Annotated in this window: 18 protein-coding genes and 2 riboswitches; all 18 genes read right to left on the bottom strand. The window is 48.9% G+C overall.

The window, feature by feature from the left end:
* Window positions 1–8: 8 nt before the first annotated feature.
* The gene (gene purH, locus MHI30_RS03615) at window positions 9–1,547 is read right to left on the bottom strand and encodes a bifunctional phosphoribosylaminoimidazolecarboxamide formyltransferase/IMP cyclohydrolase (RefSeq protein WP_075755296.1); all 1,539 of its coding nucleotides are present in this window, start codon (window positions 1,545–1,547) and stop codon (window positions 9–11) included.
* Window positions 1,544–2,131 (bottom strand): phosphoribosylglycinamide formyltransferase, encoded by a 588-nt coding sequence (gene purN / locus MHI30_RS03610; protein WP_048350359.1) that lies wholly within the window; start codon window positions 2,129–2,131, stop codon window positions 1,544–1,546. Before purN ends, purH begins: the two co-directional genes overlap by 4 nt.
* On the bottom strand, window positions 2,128–3,168 hold the full coding sequence (gene purM, locus MHI30_RS03605; RefSeq protein ID WP_075755294.1) for a phosphoribosylformylglycinamidine cyclo-ligase: 1,041 nt from the start codon (window positions 3,166–3,168) through the stop codon (window positions 2,128–2,130). Before purM ends, purN begins: the two co-directional genes overlap by 4 nt.
* 124 nt (window positions 3,169–3,292) lie before the next feature.
* Window positions 3,293–4,723 carry an amidophosphoribosyltransferase gene (gene purF / locus MHI30_RS03600; protein WP_065644531.1) on the bottom strand — a complete coding sequence of 477 codons (1,431 nt, stop codon included), beginning with the start codon at window positions 4,721–4,723 and terminating at the stop codon, window positions 3,293–3,295.
* Window positions 4,699–6,927 (bottom strand): phosphoribosylformylglycinamidine synthase subunit PurL, encoded by a 2,229-nt coding sequence (gene purL / locus MHI30_RS03595; protein WP_075755292.1) that lies wholly within the window; start codon window positions 6,925–6,927, stop codon window positions 4,699–4,701. Before purL ends, purF begins: the two co-directional genes overlap by 25 nt.
* Window positions 6,911–7,594: a phosphoribosylformylglycinamidine synthase subunit PurQ gene (gene purQ / locus MHI30_RS03590; RefSeq protein ID WP_075755290.1), complete on the bottom strand. Its 684-nt coding sequence runs from the start codon at window positions 7,592–7,594 to the stop codon at window positions 6,911–6,913. Before purQ ends, purL begins: the two co-directional genes overlap by 17 nt.
* Window positions 7,591–7,845, bottom strand: coding sequence for a phosphoribosylformylglycinamidine synthase subunit PurS (gene purS, locus MHI30_RS03585; RefSeq protein ID WP_003179532.1), 255 nt, complete (start codon window positions 7,843–7,845; stop codon window positions 7,591–7,593). Before purS ends, purQ begins: the two co-directional genes overlap by 4 nt.
* Before the next feature lies 1 nt (window position 7,846).
* Window positions 7,847–8,563, bottom strand: coding sequence for a phosphoribosylaminoimidazolesuccinocarboxamide synthase (gene purC, locus MHI30_RS03580; RefSeq protein WP_020450436.1), 717 nt, complete (start codon window positions 8,561–8,563; stop codon window positions 7,847–7,849).
* A gap of 74 nt (window positions 8,564–8,637) precedes the next feature.
* Window positions 8,638–9,933 carry an adenylosuccinate lyase gene (gene purB, locus MHI30_RS03575; RefSeq protein WP_020450435.1) on the bottom strand — a complete coding sequence of 432 codons (1,296 nt, stop codon included), beginning with the start codon at window positions 9,931–9,933 and terminating at the stop codon, window positions 8,638–8,640.
* Complete coding sequence (gene purK, locus MHI30_RS03570) at window positions 9,930–11,072, bottom strand: 5-(carboxyamino)imidazole ribonucleotide synthase (RefSeq protein ID WP_081379957.1); 1,143 nt, start codon at window positions 11,070–11,072, stop codon at window positions 9,930–9,932. Before purK ends, purB begins: the two co-directional genes overlap by 4 nt.
* Window positions 11,065–11,553: a 5-(carboxyamino)imidazole ribonucleotide mutase gene (purE, locus tag MHI30_RS03565; protein WP_075755286.1), complete on the bottom strand. Its 489-nt coding sequence runs from the start codon at window positions 11,551–11,553 to the stop codon at window positions 11,065–11,067. Before purE ends, purK begins: the two co-directional genes overlap by 8 nt.
* Before the next feature lie 136 nt (window positions 11,554–11,689).
* Window positions 11,690–11,792: riboswitch (purine riboswitch) on the bottom strand.
* Window positions 11,793–11,870: 78 nt separating this feature from the next.
* A complete protein-coding gene (locus MHI30_RS03560) occupies window positions 11,871–12,068 on the bottom strand; it encodes an NETI motif-containing protein (RefSeq protein WP_020450432.1) in 198 nt (65 codons plus the stop codon).
* Complete coding sequence (locus MHI30_RS03555; RefSeq protein WP_003179524.1) at window positions 12,068–12,622, bottom strand: DUF5698 domain-containing protein; 555 nt, start codon at window positions 12,620–12,622, stop codon at window positions 12,068–12,070. Before MHI30_RS03555 ends, MHI30_RS03560 begins: the two co-directional genes overlap by 1 nt.
* Before the next feature lie 186 nt (window positions 12,623–12,808).
* Window positions 12,809–12,997 carry a hypothetical protein gene (locus MHI30_RS03550; RefSeq protein WP_075755284.1) on the bottom strand — a complete coding sequence of 63 codons (189 nt, stop codon included), beginning with the start codon at window positions 12,995–12,997 and terminating at the stop codon, window positions 12,809–12,811.
* 112 nt (window positions 12,998–13,109) lie between these two features.
* Window positions 13,110–13,865, bottom strand: coding sequence for a hypothetical protein (locus MHI30_RS03545; RefSeq protein WP_020450430.1), 756 nt, complete (start codon window positions 13,863–13,865; stop codon window positions 13,110–13,112).
* Between the two features lie 219 nt (window positions 13,866–14,084).
* Window positions 14,085–15,407 carry an NCS2 family permease gene (locus tag MHI30_RS03540; RefSeq protein WP_075755282.1) on the bottom strand — a complete coding sequence of 441 codons (1,323 nt, stop codon included), beginning with the start codon at window positions 15,405–15,407 and terminating at the stop codon, window positions 14,085–14,087.
* 133 nt (window positions 15,408–15,540) lie between these two features.
* A riboswitch (purine riboswitch) is annotated at window positions 15,541–15,642 on the bottom strand.
* 219 nt (window positions 15,643–15,861) lie between these two features.
* Entirely contained in the window at window positions 15,862–15,987 is a 126-nt protein-coding gene (locus MHI30_RS03535; protein WP_256700785.1) for a hypothetical protein, read from the bottom strand.
* Window positions 15,988–15,992: 5 nt separating this feature from the next.
* A complete protein-coding gene (gene guaA / locus MHI30_RS03530; protein ID WP_145653737.1) occupies window positions 15,993–17,534 on the bottom strand; it encodes a glutamine-hydrolyzing GMP synthase in 1,542 nt (513 codons plus the stop codon).
* Window positions 17,535–17,676 lie beyond the last annotated feature (142 nt).

The following is a 17,676-nucleotide window of genomic DNA, read 5'->3' as shown; positions in this document are numbered from 1 at the left end:
TCACTCCCTTAATGTTTGAAATGGCGGATTCCGGTGAACACCATCGCGATCCCGTATTCATCCGCTTTTTGAATCGAATCTTCATCACGAACCGATCCGCCCGGCTGAATGATCGCCGTCACACCGGCTTTAGCCGCTTCTTCGACCGTATCAGGCATCGGGAAGAAGGCATCTGATCCGAGCGCGCTTCCTTTCGCTTTCCCGCCGGCTTGCTCAATTGCGATTTTCGCGGAGCCGACGCGGTTCATTTGCCCGGCGCCGACGCCGATCGTCATATCGTCTTTTGCCAGGACAATCGCATTCGATTTGACATGCTTCACGACTTTCCAAGCGAGCTTCAGGTCAGCCCATTCTTGTTCGGTCGGCTCCCTTTTCGTCGGAATTGTGATGTCGGCGTCGTCAAAGCCGTGCATATCCAGATCCTGAATCAAGAGCCCGCCTTGAACAGATGTCAGCTGCTTTTCGTTTTTCACAGGCTGATTGACATCAAGGGTCAAGAGGCGAAGGTTTTTCTTGGATGTTAAAATATCAAGCGCTTCTTGGCTGAATGCTGGCGCGATAATGATTTCCAAAAAGATGTTGTGAAGCGTTTCAGCCGTCGCTTTATCCACTTCGCGGTTCAAGGCGATGATGCCGCCGAAAATCGACGTTTCGTCAGCGGCGTATGCTTTGTTAAACGCCTCTTCGATCGTGTTGCCCGTCCCGACGCCGCAAGGGTTCATATGCTTGACAGCAACCGCAGCCGGCTCGGTGAACTCGCGGACGATTTGAAGTGCTGCATCCGCGTCTTTGATGTTGTTGTAGGAGAGCTCTTTTCCGTGCAGCTGTTCAGCTGAAGCGATTGACCCTTTGACAGGGAGCGCACTTTGATAAAAGACTGCTTCCTGATGCGGATTTTCGCCGTAGCGAAGCGATTGCTTTTTCTCAAAAGTGACGGTGAACTGTTCAGGCTCTTTTTCACCGGTTACGTTTGTTAAATAGTCAGCGATCAACGCGTCATATGCTGCCGTGTGGCGGAACACCTTCGCTGCCAGCTCGCGTTTTTTCTCAAGAGAGACGCTGCCGTTTTCTTTCAAGTCGTTCAGTACAGGGCTGTAGTCGCGGGGATCGACGATGACCGCCACGTCCTGGTGGTTTTTCGCTGCTGCGCGAAGCATGCCTGGACCGCCGATGTCGATATTCTCAATCGCTTCTTCGAATGTGACGTCTTCTTTAGAAACCGTTTCTTTAAACGGATATAAATTAACAACGACAAGGTCGATCGGCTGGATTCCCTGTTCATTGAGCTGCGCCATGTGTTTTTCGTTGCCGCGGACGGCAAGAAGCCCGCCGTGAATATTCGGATGAAGGGTTTTCAGACGGCCGTCCATGATTTCGGGAAAGCCTGTCACTTCAGAAATGCCGATAACGTCAACGCCGTTTTCCTGAAGAAGTTTGCTTGTGCCGCCCGTTGAAATCACTTCAACACCAAGTTCTGTCAATTCTTTTACAAAAGGGACAATGTTCGTTTTATCAGATACGCTGATTAATGCGCGTTTGATCGTCATTCCTTTTCACCTCTGCCATTTAGTTCAAGAAGATCTTTGATTACTTCGGGATAAAGCTCATGCTCCAATTTGTGGATCTTTTCTTCAAGAGACGCGAGTGTTTCGCTTTTTTCAAGCTCAACGGCGCGCTGGGCGATAATCGGACCGGTGTCCATGCCTTCGTCTACATAGTGAACTGTGATGCCCGCGACTTTCACGCCTGCTCTGTACGCTTGTCCGATCGCGTCGATGCCGGGGAACGCCGGCAGGAGCGACGGATGGATGTTGATGATTTTATTTCGGTAAGCCGAAAGAAGCGTATCGCCGATCAGTCTCATATACCCCGCCAGGACAATCCATTCCGCTCCGTGGAGGCGGAGCTGTTCAACGATCACCTGTTCAAAAGCCGCTTTATTTTCGAACGATTTCGGCTGGAATGCGAACGACGGGATTCCGGCTTTTTCCGCTCTTTCAAGCACTTTCGCATCGGGCTTGTCACAGACGACAAGGACGATTTCGGCATCCCAGTTCTCTTCTCTCATTCTTCTTGCGATCGCTTCAAAATTCGTTCCGCTTCCTGATGCAAATACCGCGAGTTTTCTCATGAAAGGCCGGCACCGCCAAACTCAACGCCGCTTCCGGCTTTCACTCTGCCGATGAGATAAGCTTTTTCACCGTTGTTTTCGAGCGTTTGAATCACGTCTGTCATATCCTCTTCTTTCACCGCAAGGACAAACCCGATTCCCATATTGAAAACATTGAACATTTCCTCGGACTTCAGGCCGCCTTTCTCCTGAATGAACGAAAAGACAGGAGGGACGGGCCAGGAGCCGATGTCGATTTCAACACCGAGGCCATCAGGCATCATGCGCGGCAGGTTTTCGATAAAACCGCCGCCGGTCACGTGCGCCATGCCGGCGATTTTGCCTGATTTCACCGCTTCAAGGACAGGCTTGACATAAATTTTCGTCGGCACTAAAAGCTCTTCGCCAAGAGGCCGTTCAAAAGGTGTATACGTCTCATCAAGGTTCAGACCGGCATCTTCAAGAAGAACTTTTCGAACGAGAGAGAAGCCGTTGCTGTGAAGTCCGCTTGAAGAAAGTCCGATTAAAAGGTGCCCTTCGCCGATGTTTTCGCCCGTGACGATGCCATCTTTTTCAGCAGCTCCGACTGAAAACCCGGCAATATCGTATTCATCCTCTGTATAAAGACCCGGCATTTCCGCCGTTTCTCCGCCGACAAGCGCTGATCCTGACTGTACACAGCCTTCTGCAACGCCTTTTACAATCTCTTCAATTTTGACGGGATCGGCTTTTCCGACCGCAAGGTAATCGAGAAAGAACAGCGGCTCCGCTCCTTGAGCGAGCACATCGTTGACACACATAGCGACGGCATCGATGCCGATCGTGTCATGCTTGTCCATCGCAAAAGCGAGCTTCAGCTTTGTGCCGACACCGTCCGTTCCCGAAATCAGAACCGGCTGTTTGTACGGCAGTTCTGACAGGTCAAACATGCCGCCAAATCCGCCAAGACCGCCCATTGCGCCGATTCGCTTCGTTCTTTCCACATGTTTTTTCATTCGTTTTACGGCTTCATATCCGGCTTCAATATCAACCCCGGCGTTTTTATAGCTTTCAGACAACACAATCCACTCCTTATTCCGCGCTTGTCCATTCGTAATATTCAAAATCAAAAGAGCAGCCGCATCGCTTCTGCTGCCCTTTATTCATTTCAGGAGGCGCGGCGCTTCAAGAGCGCCGGCCGGTTTATTTTGTCAAAACAGCTTCTTTCACGTGAGGAAGAACCGTATCCTGATAAATCTCGGTCGGGTATTTTCCTGTAAAGCAGGCCATGCACTGCCCGCAGTTTTCGTCTTCATACTGTCTTCCGATCCCGGAAAGGAGTCCTTCAATGCTCAAGAATGACAATGTATCGGCGCCGATTTCCTGACGGATTTCTTCCACTGAATGGGAGGACGCGATCAGTTCTTCATGCGTTGATGTGTCAATTCCGTAAAAGCACGGATGGGCAATGGGCGGGGAACTGATTCTGACGTGCACTTCCGTCGCTCCGGCTTCGCGCAGCATCGTCACAATCCTGCGGCTCGTCGTCCCTCTTACGATAGAATCGTCCACCATGACGACGCGCTTGCCTTCAACGACCCCGCGGACGGCTGACAGCTTCATTCTCACGCCCTGCTCCCTGAGCGACTGTGACGGCTGAATGAACGTTCTGCCGACATAGCGGTTTTTGATCAGTCCGAGTTCGTAAGGAATTCCCGTCGCTTCGGCATAGCCGATCGCCGCTGAAATGCTTGAATCCGGAACCCCTGTCACCACATCTGCTTCAATGCCTGATTCTTCAGCAAGCTTTTTGCCGAGATTCTTTCTCGCGCTGTGAACGTTAATGCCGTTAATATTGCTGTCAGGTCTTGAGAAATAAATGTACTCCATGCTGCAGATCGAGCGGTTGATGTTGATGGAGAACCGCTCTGACTTCATGCCTTCATCATTGATGATCAGCATCTCGCCCGGTTCTACATCTCGCAAATATGTCGCGCCGACCACATCAAACGCACACGTTTCAGAAGCGACGACATACGCGTCCCCGAGCATTGCAACAGACAGCGGTCTGAGTCCGTTCGGATCAAGCGCTACGATCATTTCCTTTTCCGTCATGATCAGGAAAGCATAAGCGCCTTTCAGCATGGAAAGAGCATTTTTAATCTGATCTTTCAACTCGAAGTGGCCGCTTCTTTTAATTAAGTGGGCGAGCACTTCCGTATCAGAAGACGTTTGAAAAATGCTGCCCTGGTTTTCAAGCTGCTGTTTCAGCTGACTGGCGTTTACTAAGTTTCCGTTGTGCGCAAGCGCAAGGCTGCCGTTGTTTTGCGAATGGAAAAGGAACGGCTGGACGTTTTCGAAGCCGCCGCCGCCCGCCGTTGCATAGCGGACATGGCCGATCGCTCCCTTTCCTTTCACCTTTTTGAGCTCGCCGTTTTGAAAAACTTCGGTAATCAGCCCCTGGCCTTTGTGGGCGGACATTTTTTCGCGGTCTGTCGCCACGATGCCGGCGCCCTCCTGGCCTCTGTGCTGAAGGCTGTGAAGGCCGTAGTACGTAATTTGCGGTGCTTCTTCATGCCCCCAAATCCCAAATACGCCGCATTCTTCATTTAAGCCTTTGATTTCAGCAAGCATGGGATAGCTCCTTTCCATGCGCTTTCGAGCTCTTCTGTCTGCGCATGAATCCATTGTTGTCCTTCCTGGCTTTGAACAGCCAGCGCGCTGTCTGACGTTACTTCGCCGATGAGATCGGCGTCTTTGACAAGCTTTTCGAACGCTTCTTGATGCTCTTTTTTCACAGAGACGATAAACCGTGATTGTGTTTCGCTGAATAACAATGCAGGTTCGCCTGCAAGCGTCACATTGGCGCCGAGTCCTTGAGAAGATATGACGCTTTCCGCCAGCGCCACGCCGATGCCGCCTTCTGAGACGTCATGCGCGGACTGAACGAGCCCGGTGCGGATCGCTTTCAGAAGCGCTTTTTGACGCGCTTGTTCGACTTCCAAGTCAATGGCAGGCGCTTTGCCGTAAATCTTTCCTTCGGACAGTTTTTGCAGCTCGCTTCCGGCGAACTCAGGGAATGTTTCGCCGATGACATAAATCAAATCGCCCGCTGCTTTAAAATGCTGGGTCGTAATATGGTCCGTATCTTCGATCAGTCCGACCATTCCGATGACAGGCGTCGGGTAAATCGCGCTTCCGTTTGATTCGTTGTAAAGAGAAACGTTTCCGCCGATGACCGGTGTGCTGAGCACGTTGCACGCCTCGCTGATCCCGTCTGCCGCTTTTTCGATCTGCCAGAAAATCTCCGGCTTCTCCGGATTTCCAAAGTTGAGGTTATCCGTAACGGCAAGCGGTTCCGCTCCGGAGCAGACGATATTGCGGGCCGCTTCCGCGACAGCGATTTTCCCGCCTTTTTCCGGATCGAGGTACAAGTAGCGGGCATTGCAGTCCGTTGTCATGGCGAGCGCCTTTTTCGTGCCGCGAATCCGCAGAACGGCTGCGTCAGAGCCCGGTGCGACAACCGTGTTCGTCCTGACCATGTAGTCATATTGGTCATACACCCATTCTTTGCTCGCAATAGTCGGCTGCTTTAGGAGTTCGAGAAGCGTTTCTTTCGCATCTTCGACTTTTGGCGCAGGGACGTCTGTTTCAAGGAACTCTTTATAATAAGCCGGAACTTTTGACGGCTTATGGTAAACCGGCGCTTCCTCTGCAAGCGCATCAACCGGAAGATCAGCAACCATTTCCCCGTTGTGGAAAAGGCGCAGCATCTTGTCGTCTGTCACATGACCGACAGCCACAGCTTCAAGATCATACTTGTCAAAAATATCGATGATTTCCTGTTCGCGGCCGCGTTCGATGACTAAAAGCATACGCTCCTGGGATTCGGAAAGCATCATTTCGTACGGCGTCATCCCTGTTTCGCGCTGCGGGATCAAGTCAAGGTTCATCTCAATGCCCGATCCGGCTTTGGACGCCATTTCCGCGCTTGAACTTGTCAGTCCTGCCGCCCCCATGTCCTGAATACCGACCAAGGCGTCTGATTTGATGACTTCCAGACACGCTTCAAGAAGCAGCTTCTCCATGAACGGATCGCCGACTTGCACAGCCGAGCGTTTTTCTTCTGATTGGTCAGACATTTCCTCTGAGGCGAACGTGGCGCCGTGGATGCCGTCGCGCCCCGTTTTCGCGCCGACGTACATGACCGTATTGCCGACGCCTTTCGCCTGCCCTTTTTTAATATCTTCATGGTTGATTAAACCGACACACATCGCGTTGACAAGCGGATTGCCTTCATAGCAGCTGTCAAACTGAACTTCCCCGCCTACGGTCGGAATGCCGATGCAGTTTCCGTACCCGGCAATGCCCGCGACTACTTCTTCAAACAAGTACTTCACACGCGGTGAAGTGAGTTCGCCAAACCGGAGAGAGTTCAAAACAGCGATGGGACGCGCGCCCATTGAAAAGACGTCGCGGATGATGCCGCCCACACCAGTTGCAGCTCCCTGATAAGGCTCAATCGCTGACGGATGGTTGTGCGATTCGATTTTGAAGACAACCGCCTGATTGTCGCCGATATCGACGATTCCTGCGCCTTCCCCCGGTCCTTGCAGGACGCGTTCGCCTTTTGTCGGGAACTTTTTCAGGATCGGCTTGGAATTTTTGTAGCTGCAGTGCTCTGACCACATGACCGAAAAAATCCCGATTTCCGTATAGTTTGGAAGTCTTCCGAGAATCGATTCAATCATGGCAAACTCGTCATCGCTGACACCCATTTGCTGATAGAGCTTCTCTTCCTTAATTTGTTCTTGACTTGGTTCAAGCAGTAGCGACATGAGTTTCCCTCCAATTTTTCACGATAGATTGAAACAGTTTAAGACCGTCGGCGCTTCCGAGCAGAGAATCGACTGCGCGTTCAGGGTGAGGCATCATGCCTAATACATTGCCTTTTTCATTGACGACGCCTGCAATGCCGGCGACGCTTCCGTTGATATCCGTTCCGTATGTGAAAGCGATTTGGTTGTTTTCTTGTAATCCTGCAAGCGTTTCTTCATCACAGTAGAAGTTTCCTTCGCCGTGAGCGACCGGAATCGTGATGGATTCGCCTTTGCCGTAGGAAGATGTAAAAATCGTTTCATCGTTTTGGACGACCAGTTCAACCGGACGGCAGATAAATTTCAAATCTTTGTTGCGTCTCATCGCGCCCGGCAAAAGACCGAGCTCCTGCAAAATTTGAAAGCCGTTGCAGACGCCGAGCACCGGCTTTCCTTCTTCAGCCGCTTTTTTGACGGCCGGCATAATGTTTGCGAAGCGGGCGATCGCGCCGCATCTTAAATAATCCCCGTATGAGAATCCCCCCGGAATGAGGACGCCGTCATATTCATCAAGACTTGTTTCTGTATGCCAGACGTATTCAGCTTCTTCGCCAAGCTCATCCTTGATCGCGTGGAACATATCGATATCGCAGTTTGAGCCAGGCAGCACAATCACCGCAAATTTCACTGTGCGACAACCTCCTCGACTTCGTATCTGTAATCTTCAATCACCGTGTTGGCCAAAAGTTTTTCGCACATTTCTTTGACGAGAACGTCAAGGTCGCGGTCCGATTTTTCGATTGTGAGCTCCATGTATTTGCCGATGCGGACGTCCTGAACTTCTTTGTAGGACATGCTGTGCAAAGCATGCTGAACGGCGCTCCCCTGAGGATCTAAAACACTCTCTTTTAAGCTGACATACACTTTAACTTTGTACATATTACATGCCTCCAAGTCTTTTGAATATTTCTTCGTATGCATCCGTCAATCCGCCCAGGTTTCTTCTGAACACATCTTTATCAAGCTTTTCATTCGTTTCTTTATCCCACAGCCGGCACGTATCCGGGGAAATTTCATCGGCCAGCAGGACCTCGCCGTCTTTATCGCGCCCGAACTCAAGCTTGAAATCTATCAATCTGACACCGCAAGCCGCGAAAATCGTCTGCAGCTCTTCGTTTACCTGTCTCGTAATCGATTTGATTTTCTCCACCTGTTCAGGCTCAGCCGCGTTTAAAATTCGGATGTGGTCTTCTGTGATCAGCGGATCGCCGAGCGCGTCATCCTTGTAGTAAAACTCGATAATCGGCTGCTCCAGCTCCGTGCCTTCCGGAATGCCGAGCCGTTTGGACATGCTTCCGGCAACGACATTGCGGACAACGACTTCAAGCGGGATGATCGTCACTTTTTTAATGAGCTGCTCCGTTTCAGAAATTCGTTCAACAAAGTGGTTGTTGATTCCCTTCTCGTGAAGCCTTGTGAAAATCAGGCTGGAAATTTCGTTATTTAAACGGCCTTTTCCGTCAATCTCGGCTTTTTTTTCTCCGTTAAAAGCTGTCGCCGAGTCTTTGTATTCGACAAACAACGTGTTGTCATCATCCGTCAGGTATATCTTTTTCGCTTTTCCTTCATATAAAAGTTCATTTTTCACAATATTCACAGAAGGCCTCCTAACCCGAATGTTGGAAATATTTCATCTTTTAGACCCCCGCCTGTCAAAGCGGGCGGTCTATTCTACGCTAAGCCTAAACGTTCAAAAATGTAGTCGACGTTTTTCAAGTGGTAATTGTAATCAAAGCAGTCGTTAATTTGTTCCGGAGACAGTCGGGACGTAATTTTTTCCTCAGCCTCGACAAGCTGGCGGAACGGTACTTGTTTCTCCCATGCTTCCATCGCTTTCGGCTGAACGGTGTCATACGCTTCTTCGCGCGCCATGCCGGTATCAATGAGAGCAAGAAGAACGCGCTGAGAGTAGATCAATCCGAGTGTGCGGTCCATGTTGCGCTTCATGTTTTCAGGGAACACGGTCAAGTTTTTCACAATGTTGCCGAAGCGGTTCAGCATGTAATTCAGCGCGATCGTCGCATCAGGCAGAATGATGCGCTCTGCTGATGAATGCGAAATGTCGCGTTCATGCCAAAGCGGTACATTTTCATAGGCGGTCAGCATGTAGCCGCGGATGACGCGCGCCATTCCCGTCATGTTTTCCGAACCGATCGGGTTGCGTTTATGCGGCATGGCAGATGAACCCTTTTGGCCTTTTGCGAAAAATTCTTCGACTTCGCGGGTTTCGCTTTTTTGGAGGCCGCGGATCTCAACGGCGAATTTCTCGATGCTTGTCGCTACTAGCGCCAGTGCAGCCATATAATCGGCATGGCGGTCGCGCTGCAGCGTCTGTGTTGAAATCGGCGCCGGTTTTAAGCCGAGCTTCTCACATACGTACTGCTCGACGAATGGATCGATGTTCGCGTAAGTTCCGACGGCGCCTGAGATTTTACCGACTTCGATGCCTTCTTTCGCCTGCTTGAAGCGCTCCAGGTTGCGCTTCATTTCTTCATACCAAAGGGCGAGCTTCAAGCCGAATGTCGTCGGTTCTGCATGCACGCCGTGTGTGCGTCCCATCATGACCGTATATTTATGTTCCTTCGCTTTTTCTTTCAAGATGTCAACAAATCTCTCAATGTCCTTGAGCAAAATATCGTTCGCCTGTTTTAATAGATAGGAAAGAGCGGTATCGACCACATCTGTTGATGTCAGTCCGTAGTGCACCCATTTTTTCTCTTCGCCAAGCGTTTCCGATACGGCGCGGGTAAATGCGACGACATCGTGGCGCGTGTCCTGCTCGATTTCAAAGATGCGGTTGATGTCAAATGACGCTTTTTCCCGCAAAACCTTCACATCTTCTTTCGGAATGACGCCGAGCTCCGCCCAAGCTTCACAAGCCAGTATTTCAACTTCCAGCCATGCTTGGAATCTGTTTTCATCCGTCCAAATCGCAGCCATTTCAGGTCTTGAATAACGTTCGATCATTGTTTTCGTCCTCCATCTCTTTCAATCCACTTTTCTGTCATCTTCCCGATCCATTCATTGTCGGGTGTTCTTAAAAATGTGATGTGCCCCATTTTGCGGCCCGGTTTGACTTCATGCTTTCCGTATATATAAAGCTTCGCTTCTTTTAATAGTTCGGGATCTTCTTCAGCCATGTACACTTCGTCTCCGAGAAGGTTTACCATCATTCCTTCCTTCAAAAGGTCCGTTTTGCCGAGCGGCAGTCCGCAGACTGCACGGATATGCTGTTCAAACTGGCTCGTTTCGCAAAGATCAAGGGTGTAATGGCCGGAATTATGCGGCCGCGGCGCCAGCTCATTGACGAGAAGCCCGCCGTCTTCTTTCAGGAAAAGCTCAACGGCCAGCGTTCCGACAAGCTGAAGCTTTTCGGCAAGCCTGAGGGCAAGTGCTGCCGCTTGTTCCTGAACCTTTTCATCGACCCGTGCCGGGACGATGCTCTGGAATAAGATATTTTGTTTATGGATGTTCTCTGCCGCCGGAAAAACGGTTGTCTCTCCGTGAACCGATCTCGTCACGATCACGGACAATTCCATTTTGAAAGGAACCCAGCTTTCCAAAATGCATGTGCCGTGCTGTAAAAGTGCTGCGGCCTCGCCGATTTGTGCTTGTTGTTTCAGGACGAACTGCCCTTTTCCGTCATACCCGCCGCGGCAAGTTTTCAGCACCGCCGGAAGACCGAGCTCCGCTACAGACGCTTCCAGTTCCGTCCGGTCGTGAATGATTCGGTACGGGGCAACTTTGCAGCCCGCTGATTCAATCGCTTTTTTCTCGGTTTCCCTGTTTTGCGTAAGGAGCAACAGCTCGCTCCCTTGCGGAAGGTATGCGTGCTCTTTCAGCCAGTTCAGCGCATCATAATCGATGTTTTCGAATTCATAAGTAATCACATCGCTCGCTTCGGCAAGCTTCCGTATCGCTTCGCGATCATTATAGGCAGCCGTAATTTCAAGGTCTGCGACCTGGCCGCACGGTGATGAAGGAACAGGGTCAACCACAGCGATTTTATAGCCCATTTGTTTGGCCGCGACCGCCATCATTTTGCCAAGCTGTCCGCCTCCGATAATGCCGATTGTCGCTCCCGGAAAAATCGTTTGTTTATACAAGCTGATCACTGCTTTCCAACACGGTTTTTCTGATGCTTTCCCTTCGTTCATCCAATCTTCCGGCAAGCTTTTCGTCAAAAGCTGACAAAATCTGCGCCGCAAGCAGTCCGGCGTTGACCGCCCCCGCTTTGCCGATGGCAACGGTCGCAACGGGTACACCGCCCGGCATTTGAACGATTGAAAGCAACGAATCGAGGCCGTTCAGCGCTTTTGACTGAACCGGCACACCGATGACGGGCAGCGTCGTTTTGGCTGCGACCATTCCCGGCAGGTGGGCGGCTCCGCCCGCTCCGGCAATGATGACTTTCAAGCCTCTTTCCCGCGCCGTTTCGGCATATTCAAACATTAAATCAGGCGTCCGATGTGCGGAAACGACCTTTTTTTCGAACGGAATTCCCAGTTCATCGAGTATGCCGCAGGCATGTTTCATCGTTTCCCAGTCAGATGTGCTTCCCATGATAACACCAAGAAGAGGCTGCATATCTTTTTGTCCCACCTTTAGCTGTTATTCTTCGCAAATAAAAAGCCCGGCATGTATTGCATTTGTAGGAAGCAACACAAACCGGGCATGGCGCGTGTATCGTCAGTTAGTCCGCTTCTCGCGATCTCCATGTCAGTTTATTGTCCACTTTCCTGCATAGTCCGATGATTTACGGTCATCGGGTAGAGACTTATGGGCCATATTCCCAAGATTATATGAGGATGTGTTTTCATGTCATGTTTATCTTAACAACGGACTGTGATAATGTCAACGACATTATCGAACGATAGTATATTTTGTTGTTCTAATGTTCGGGTTTAGAGTAATTTCCCTTCGAATATAATTTTTCTTCCGCATGGAACAACCTGAATCGTTCCATTTTCCTTTGTTTCTTTGAAGACCGGCTCCTCCATTCGGCGCACCGGTGTATAGCCTTCTTCCTGCATCTTCGTCAACACGGATTCGATCGTTTCGCCTTCCGTTACTTCAAAGCGCTTTTTTTTCGGCTTTGTCATTATTCTTTAATTCTCCTTTTCTTTACGGCTTTCACCCAGAATCCGCCGTGTATCGTCTTCGGTTCATAGGAAATGATAAATGCTTTTGAATCGATTGATTTAATCGTTTCGTACAGCTGCAGTTCGTATTTTCTCGGCGTCAAAATCTGCATCGCCGTTCTGTCTCCCTCAAGTCCGCCGACGACCCAGTGGGTGACGCCGTAGCCTTTTTCCCTGAGCTGTTTCGGCAAATCCAAATCAAGCTCTTTCGTAATGGCGTTAACGGTAATATAGCCCAAAGCGAGCTTTTCTTCAATTTTCGTGCCGACGATGATGCCGATTCCAAATCCGACCGCGTAAGCAATCACGTTTTGGATTTGATTTAAATTATCTAGAACGAGCCCCAGCCCGACGACGTAGACAAGCATTTCGATTGTCCCGATAAAAGCGGCGAGATACCGCTGGCCTTTAAGAGTCAGTATCATTCGAAGGGTTAAAAACGTTACGTATATAATATTGATAACCAGAATAATTCCAACCATGATCACACCGTTCAATAGTGCTGAGTGAAGCAATTGAAATCCCTCCTTTAGATGCAAAGCAATCATATTCTACTAGAGAAATTCTCCATGCACAATCCTGTAATGGCCCTGCTTCACCACAAAATTTTTCGACATTGTTCACTCCCATCAGTTTACCCTTTTTCTGCCGGTTTCAAAGCATTGAAACGCAATTAAAAAAGACGTTCAAATGAACGTCTTTCAGAGCTGGTGCTTATGATCCCGCTGACGATCTTCATCTGATTCGCTCAGCTTGCGGTGTTCCTTTTCCAAATCGCTCAGCGTGTATGACGAGAGGTCTTTCAAATTGTCCAGCCGTCCTGATTTTGCAAGCTGCCTGATTAAATACTCCTTTTTTTGCTTTACGGCTTTTCGAAGAAAGTTAGCCATCGATCACTCCCCCATCTAATTGGTTACAATATATACACATTATTCTTATGAGTCAACTCAGAATTGATGCGGAGAAAAAACCGGTTCTTCTAGAAGAACCGGCTATATCTCCTTAAACCGGGATAAGCGACGACAACAAGTATCCGCCTACCAGCTTCCATGTTGCCGCAACGAATACCAATTCAAGCAAAAAGACGGTAAACACACAGTACATCAGGTCAAACCGCGCTTTTTCGCTTTTTTCATAAATCGATTGAATCAGCGTAAAAGTCCCGAATGTCAATCCCATAAAGATGACGATCGAGAGAATCACCGTCGCGGCCGTGAAGTTGATAATCGCGAATATCATCCACAAAGCGGCGGGGACGATAAACGGAACCAATAGAGAACCGTACTTTGCCGTGATATCGAAAAAAGAAACTTTATACCTGAGCATAAAATTCGATACAACCCAGCTCGATGCAGCCATCCAAAACATGAAAGCCATGCAATAGATAAACACAACCAAAAACACTTCCAGGAACGGCACTGATACGCCGAACCCGAGAATTCTCCCCCTGCCTGCAAGCAGCTGATAAAAGTTGCCGAGCGAAAAGAAAACGGCTAAAAGCGTCATTGAAATAACGGAATACTTAAAATAAGACCGATCAAAATCAAGTGCGCTGCGCACCGGGGATTTTAAAATATCGAGCACAAAGCTGAAATAGCGGAACAAAGCGGCAATCACGCTCTCCATCACCGATTTAACTTTCGCCGCGGACGGATTTGTCTCCTTGCTTTTCTTCGCTTTTTTCCGGGAATTCCTCGACATCCTCGAAGCAGGTTCTTCTATATCATCTTCATTTCGTTTGTGATGTTCTTCAATCATATAAGCAACTCCTATTCTATTCAAAAGCTTTACATAAATGAAAAGCACTTTTATAAATTACATAAGCTGTGTGAAACAGTCAAGACAAACCTCTTTTTATCATAGATGCGGCAGCCCTTATATATGACGAAAAACGAAGGCGGAAGGTTCCGTTTTTAATGATTTGAAAATAAAAAAGGCTTGTCCAAATGAACAAGCCCCTTTTTCGCACAGCACACCTTATTTCAAGAAAATGAAATAAAGAATGAACACAACAGCCAACCCGTACATAATCGGATGGATCTCTTTTGCTTTGCCTTTAAAGATCATCGTGATCGGGTAGAAAATAAATCCGATCGCGATTCCGGTGGCGATGCTGTATGTCAGCGGCATCGCGATCATCGTTAAGAATGCGGGCACCGCAATCTCAAACTTCGTCCAGTCGATTTTGTTGAGATTCGCCACCATCAGCACGCCGACGATGATTAAAGCAGGCGCCGTCACTTGCGAAGTGATAACGCTCAGGACAGGCGAGAAGAACAGCGACAGCAAGAACAAAACGCCTGTTACGATCGCCGCAAAACCGCTTCTCGCTCCGGCCGCTACCCCGGCACTTGACTCAACATAAGCGGTCGTAGTCGATGTACCAAGAATCGCTCCGGCAACAGTTGCGGAAGAATCGGCAAGCAATGCCCTGCCAGCGCGCGGCAGTTTGTTATCCTTCATCAAACCGGCTTGTGATGCAACACCCACCAATGTACCGGCCGTATCAAAAAAGTCGACGAATAAAAACGTTAAAATGACGACAAGCATCTGCACCGAAAAGATATCGTGAAGGTGGATAAAGGCTTGTCCAAATGTCGGTGCAAGGCTGGGAACAGCACCGACAATTCTGTCAGGAACGTCAATCTGACCGAAGATCATGCCGACAATCGCCGTGAGCAGCATACCGAAGAAAATGCCGCCGTTCACGCGCAATACCATTAAAATGACAGTAATGATCAGTCCGAAAACAGTCAAAAGAACGGGACCTGAATGAATATTTCCAAACGACACAATGGTATCCGGGTTGGATACGACGATTTTGGAGCCCTGCAAACCGACGAAAGCGATAAACAGACCAATTCCCGCACCGACAGCCATTTTCAGCTCATAAGGAATCGAATTGATTATTTTTTCCCTCAAACCGGACAGCGAAAGAGCGATAAAAATAAGTCCGGAAACCATAACGCCGGAAAGGGCCGTCTGCCATGGAATCTGCATGTTCAGAATAACGGAGAATGCAAAGAATGCGTTAAGCCCCATTCCGGGCGCAAGGGCGATCGGATACTTCGCAAGCAGCCCCATGATAAAACAGCCGACAGCTGCTGAAACCGCTGTTGCCGTAAAGACCGCGCTTTGATCCATTCTCAATGCATCCGGGAAATTTTCCACCGACGCCAGAGAAAGGGTAAGCGGGTTGACGATCAAAATATATGCCATGGACAAAAATGTGGTGAGTCCGCCGATCATTTCTCTCCGGTAGTTTGTGCCCAATTCTTCAAACTGAAAGTAACGCTTCAAAATGGTATACTCCTCTCGTTTGTCTGTCGCTTTTATTGTTTCAAAAACCTTTGCTTTTAAACAAAAAACGCCCCAATTGGCGGGACGCTTGACTACGGCATATTTCATACTGAAAAAATGTTTTTTTCACGGACAAAATATTGTATACAAGCGTAGTCAAGCTATTTACGGTAGCTTGGTAGAAACTTATGGGCCATATCCCCATGATTATACGACAAGTCTTTTTTGAATTACTATACTATTGTAGCAATATCTAACGCTGAACACAATATAAAAAAACGAACATTAATGATTTTAATGTTCGCTTCGTTCGTTGTTTTTTCCAGATTCTGACCGTGAATCGTTTTTGAATAAAACACGATTTATCATGATATCGTATTCGTGTTCCATATTCTGCTATGGCGTTTCGCACACGGTTTGAAAATGACTCTTTAATTTTGATGCCTTTCGGTTGTCACGCCGCGATCAGAAGATACATGACAAGGCAGTTGCGGCGATGAAAGCGGTGAATATAACCGGTATCAGCTCCAACCTTTTGCTCCCAATAAAAAACGCCCCAGCCTTTATGCGGCTGAGGCATTTGTCTTATTCCCACTCGATTGTTGCAGGCGGCTTGCTCGTAATGTCGTAAACCACACGGTTAATGTGCTTCACTTCATTGACGATCCGTGTTGAGATTGTCTCAAGAACATCCCAAGGAATTCTCGCCCAGTCGGATGTCATGCCGTCAATCGATGTCACGGCGCGAATACCGATCGTATAGTCATAAGTTCTTGCGTCTCCCATGACGCCGACGCTGCGGATATCAGGAAGAACAGTGAAGTATTGCCAAATATCTTTTTCAAGATCAGCTTTGGCGATTTCTTCGCGGAGAATCGCATCTGATTCGCGGACAATTTCAAGCTTTTCCTCCGTCACTTCTCCAAGAACGCGGATGCCGAGGCCTGGACCAGGGAACGGCTGGCGCCAAACGATTTCGTCAGGGATGCCGAGTTCGGTTCCGAGCGCACGCACTTCGTCTTTGAAGAGCGTATTCAGCGGTTCGATCAGTTCAAACTGCATGTCTTCCGGAAGTCCGCCGACATTGTGATGCGACTTGATCGTCTGAGCTGTCGCTGTTCCGCTCTCGATAATGTCGGTATAAAGCGTTCCCTGTGCAAGGAAGTCAATACCTTTCAGTTTTTCCGCTTCATCGTCAAACACGTAGATAAACTCATTACCGATGATTTTACGTTTTTGCTCAGGGTCTGAGACACCTTTAAGCTTGTTCAGGAAGCGGTCTTTCGCATCAACTTTGATCACGTTCATGTTGAAGCCTTCGCTGAACGTCTTCATCACGCCTTCCGCTTCGCCTTTTCGAAGGAGACCGTGGTCTACGAAAATACAAGTGAGCTGGTCGCCGATCGCTTTATGGATCAAGACCGCAACGACAGAGGAGTCAACCCCGCCGCTCAAGGCGCACAGCACTTGCTTGTCGCCGACTGTTTCGCGGATTTTCTGCATTTCAATCTCAATAAAGTTTTCCATTGACCATTCGCCGGCGCATTCACAAACACCGAAAACGAAGTTTTTCAAAAGGTCGTTTCCGTATTCTGAATGGCGGACTTCCGGATGGAATTGAACGCCGTACCATTTCTTATCCTTCTTGCTCATAGCTGAATTCGGGCAATGATGGCTTGTCGCATCAACGGTAAAGCCTTCTGGAACTTCAACAACTAGATCACCATGACTCATCCAGACGACCTGTTCGTTTGGAAGATCTTTAAACAGATCCGGTTCACCCTCGATATGAATGTTCGCTTTTCCGTATTCGCGCTGGCTCGCCGCTTCTACTTTTCCGCCAAGGTAATGCGTCATCAGCTGCATGCCGTAGCAAATGCCAAGAACAGGGATATCCAGTTCGAAAATCTTTTCGTCGCAGCGGAAAGATCCTTCGTCATAAACGCTGTTCGGACCGCCGGACAAAATAATTCCTTTCGGATTCATTTCTTTAATTTCCTCTGCCGTCAACGTATGAGGATGTAATTCACTGTATACACCAAACTCACGAATACGGCGGGTAATCAGCTGGTTGTACTGACTTCCAAAATCCAACACAAGAATCATTTCATTTACTAACTTCGTCATGGTGTCACCTCTTTATCAAATTGTCTTTTTGCACAGAAAAAATGGCGGCAGACACACGGCCGTCCTGCCCCCATTCACGGGACAAGGCCCGGCTTGTCCGATAGATAAGCCGCCGAGCCTGCCAGCAAGAATATATAAGGGT

The organism is Bacillus sp. FSL L8-0528 (assembly GCF_038593085.1).
Taxonomy (GTDB): Bacteria; Bacillota; Bacilli; order Bacillales; family Bacillaceae; genus Bacillus; species Bacillus paralicheniformis.
Note: the sequence above shows the minus strand (reverse complement) of the source record. Positions and strands in the feature narration are given on the sequence as shown.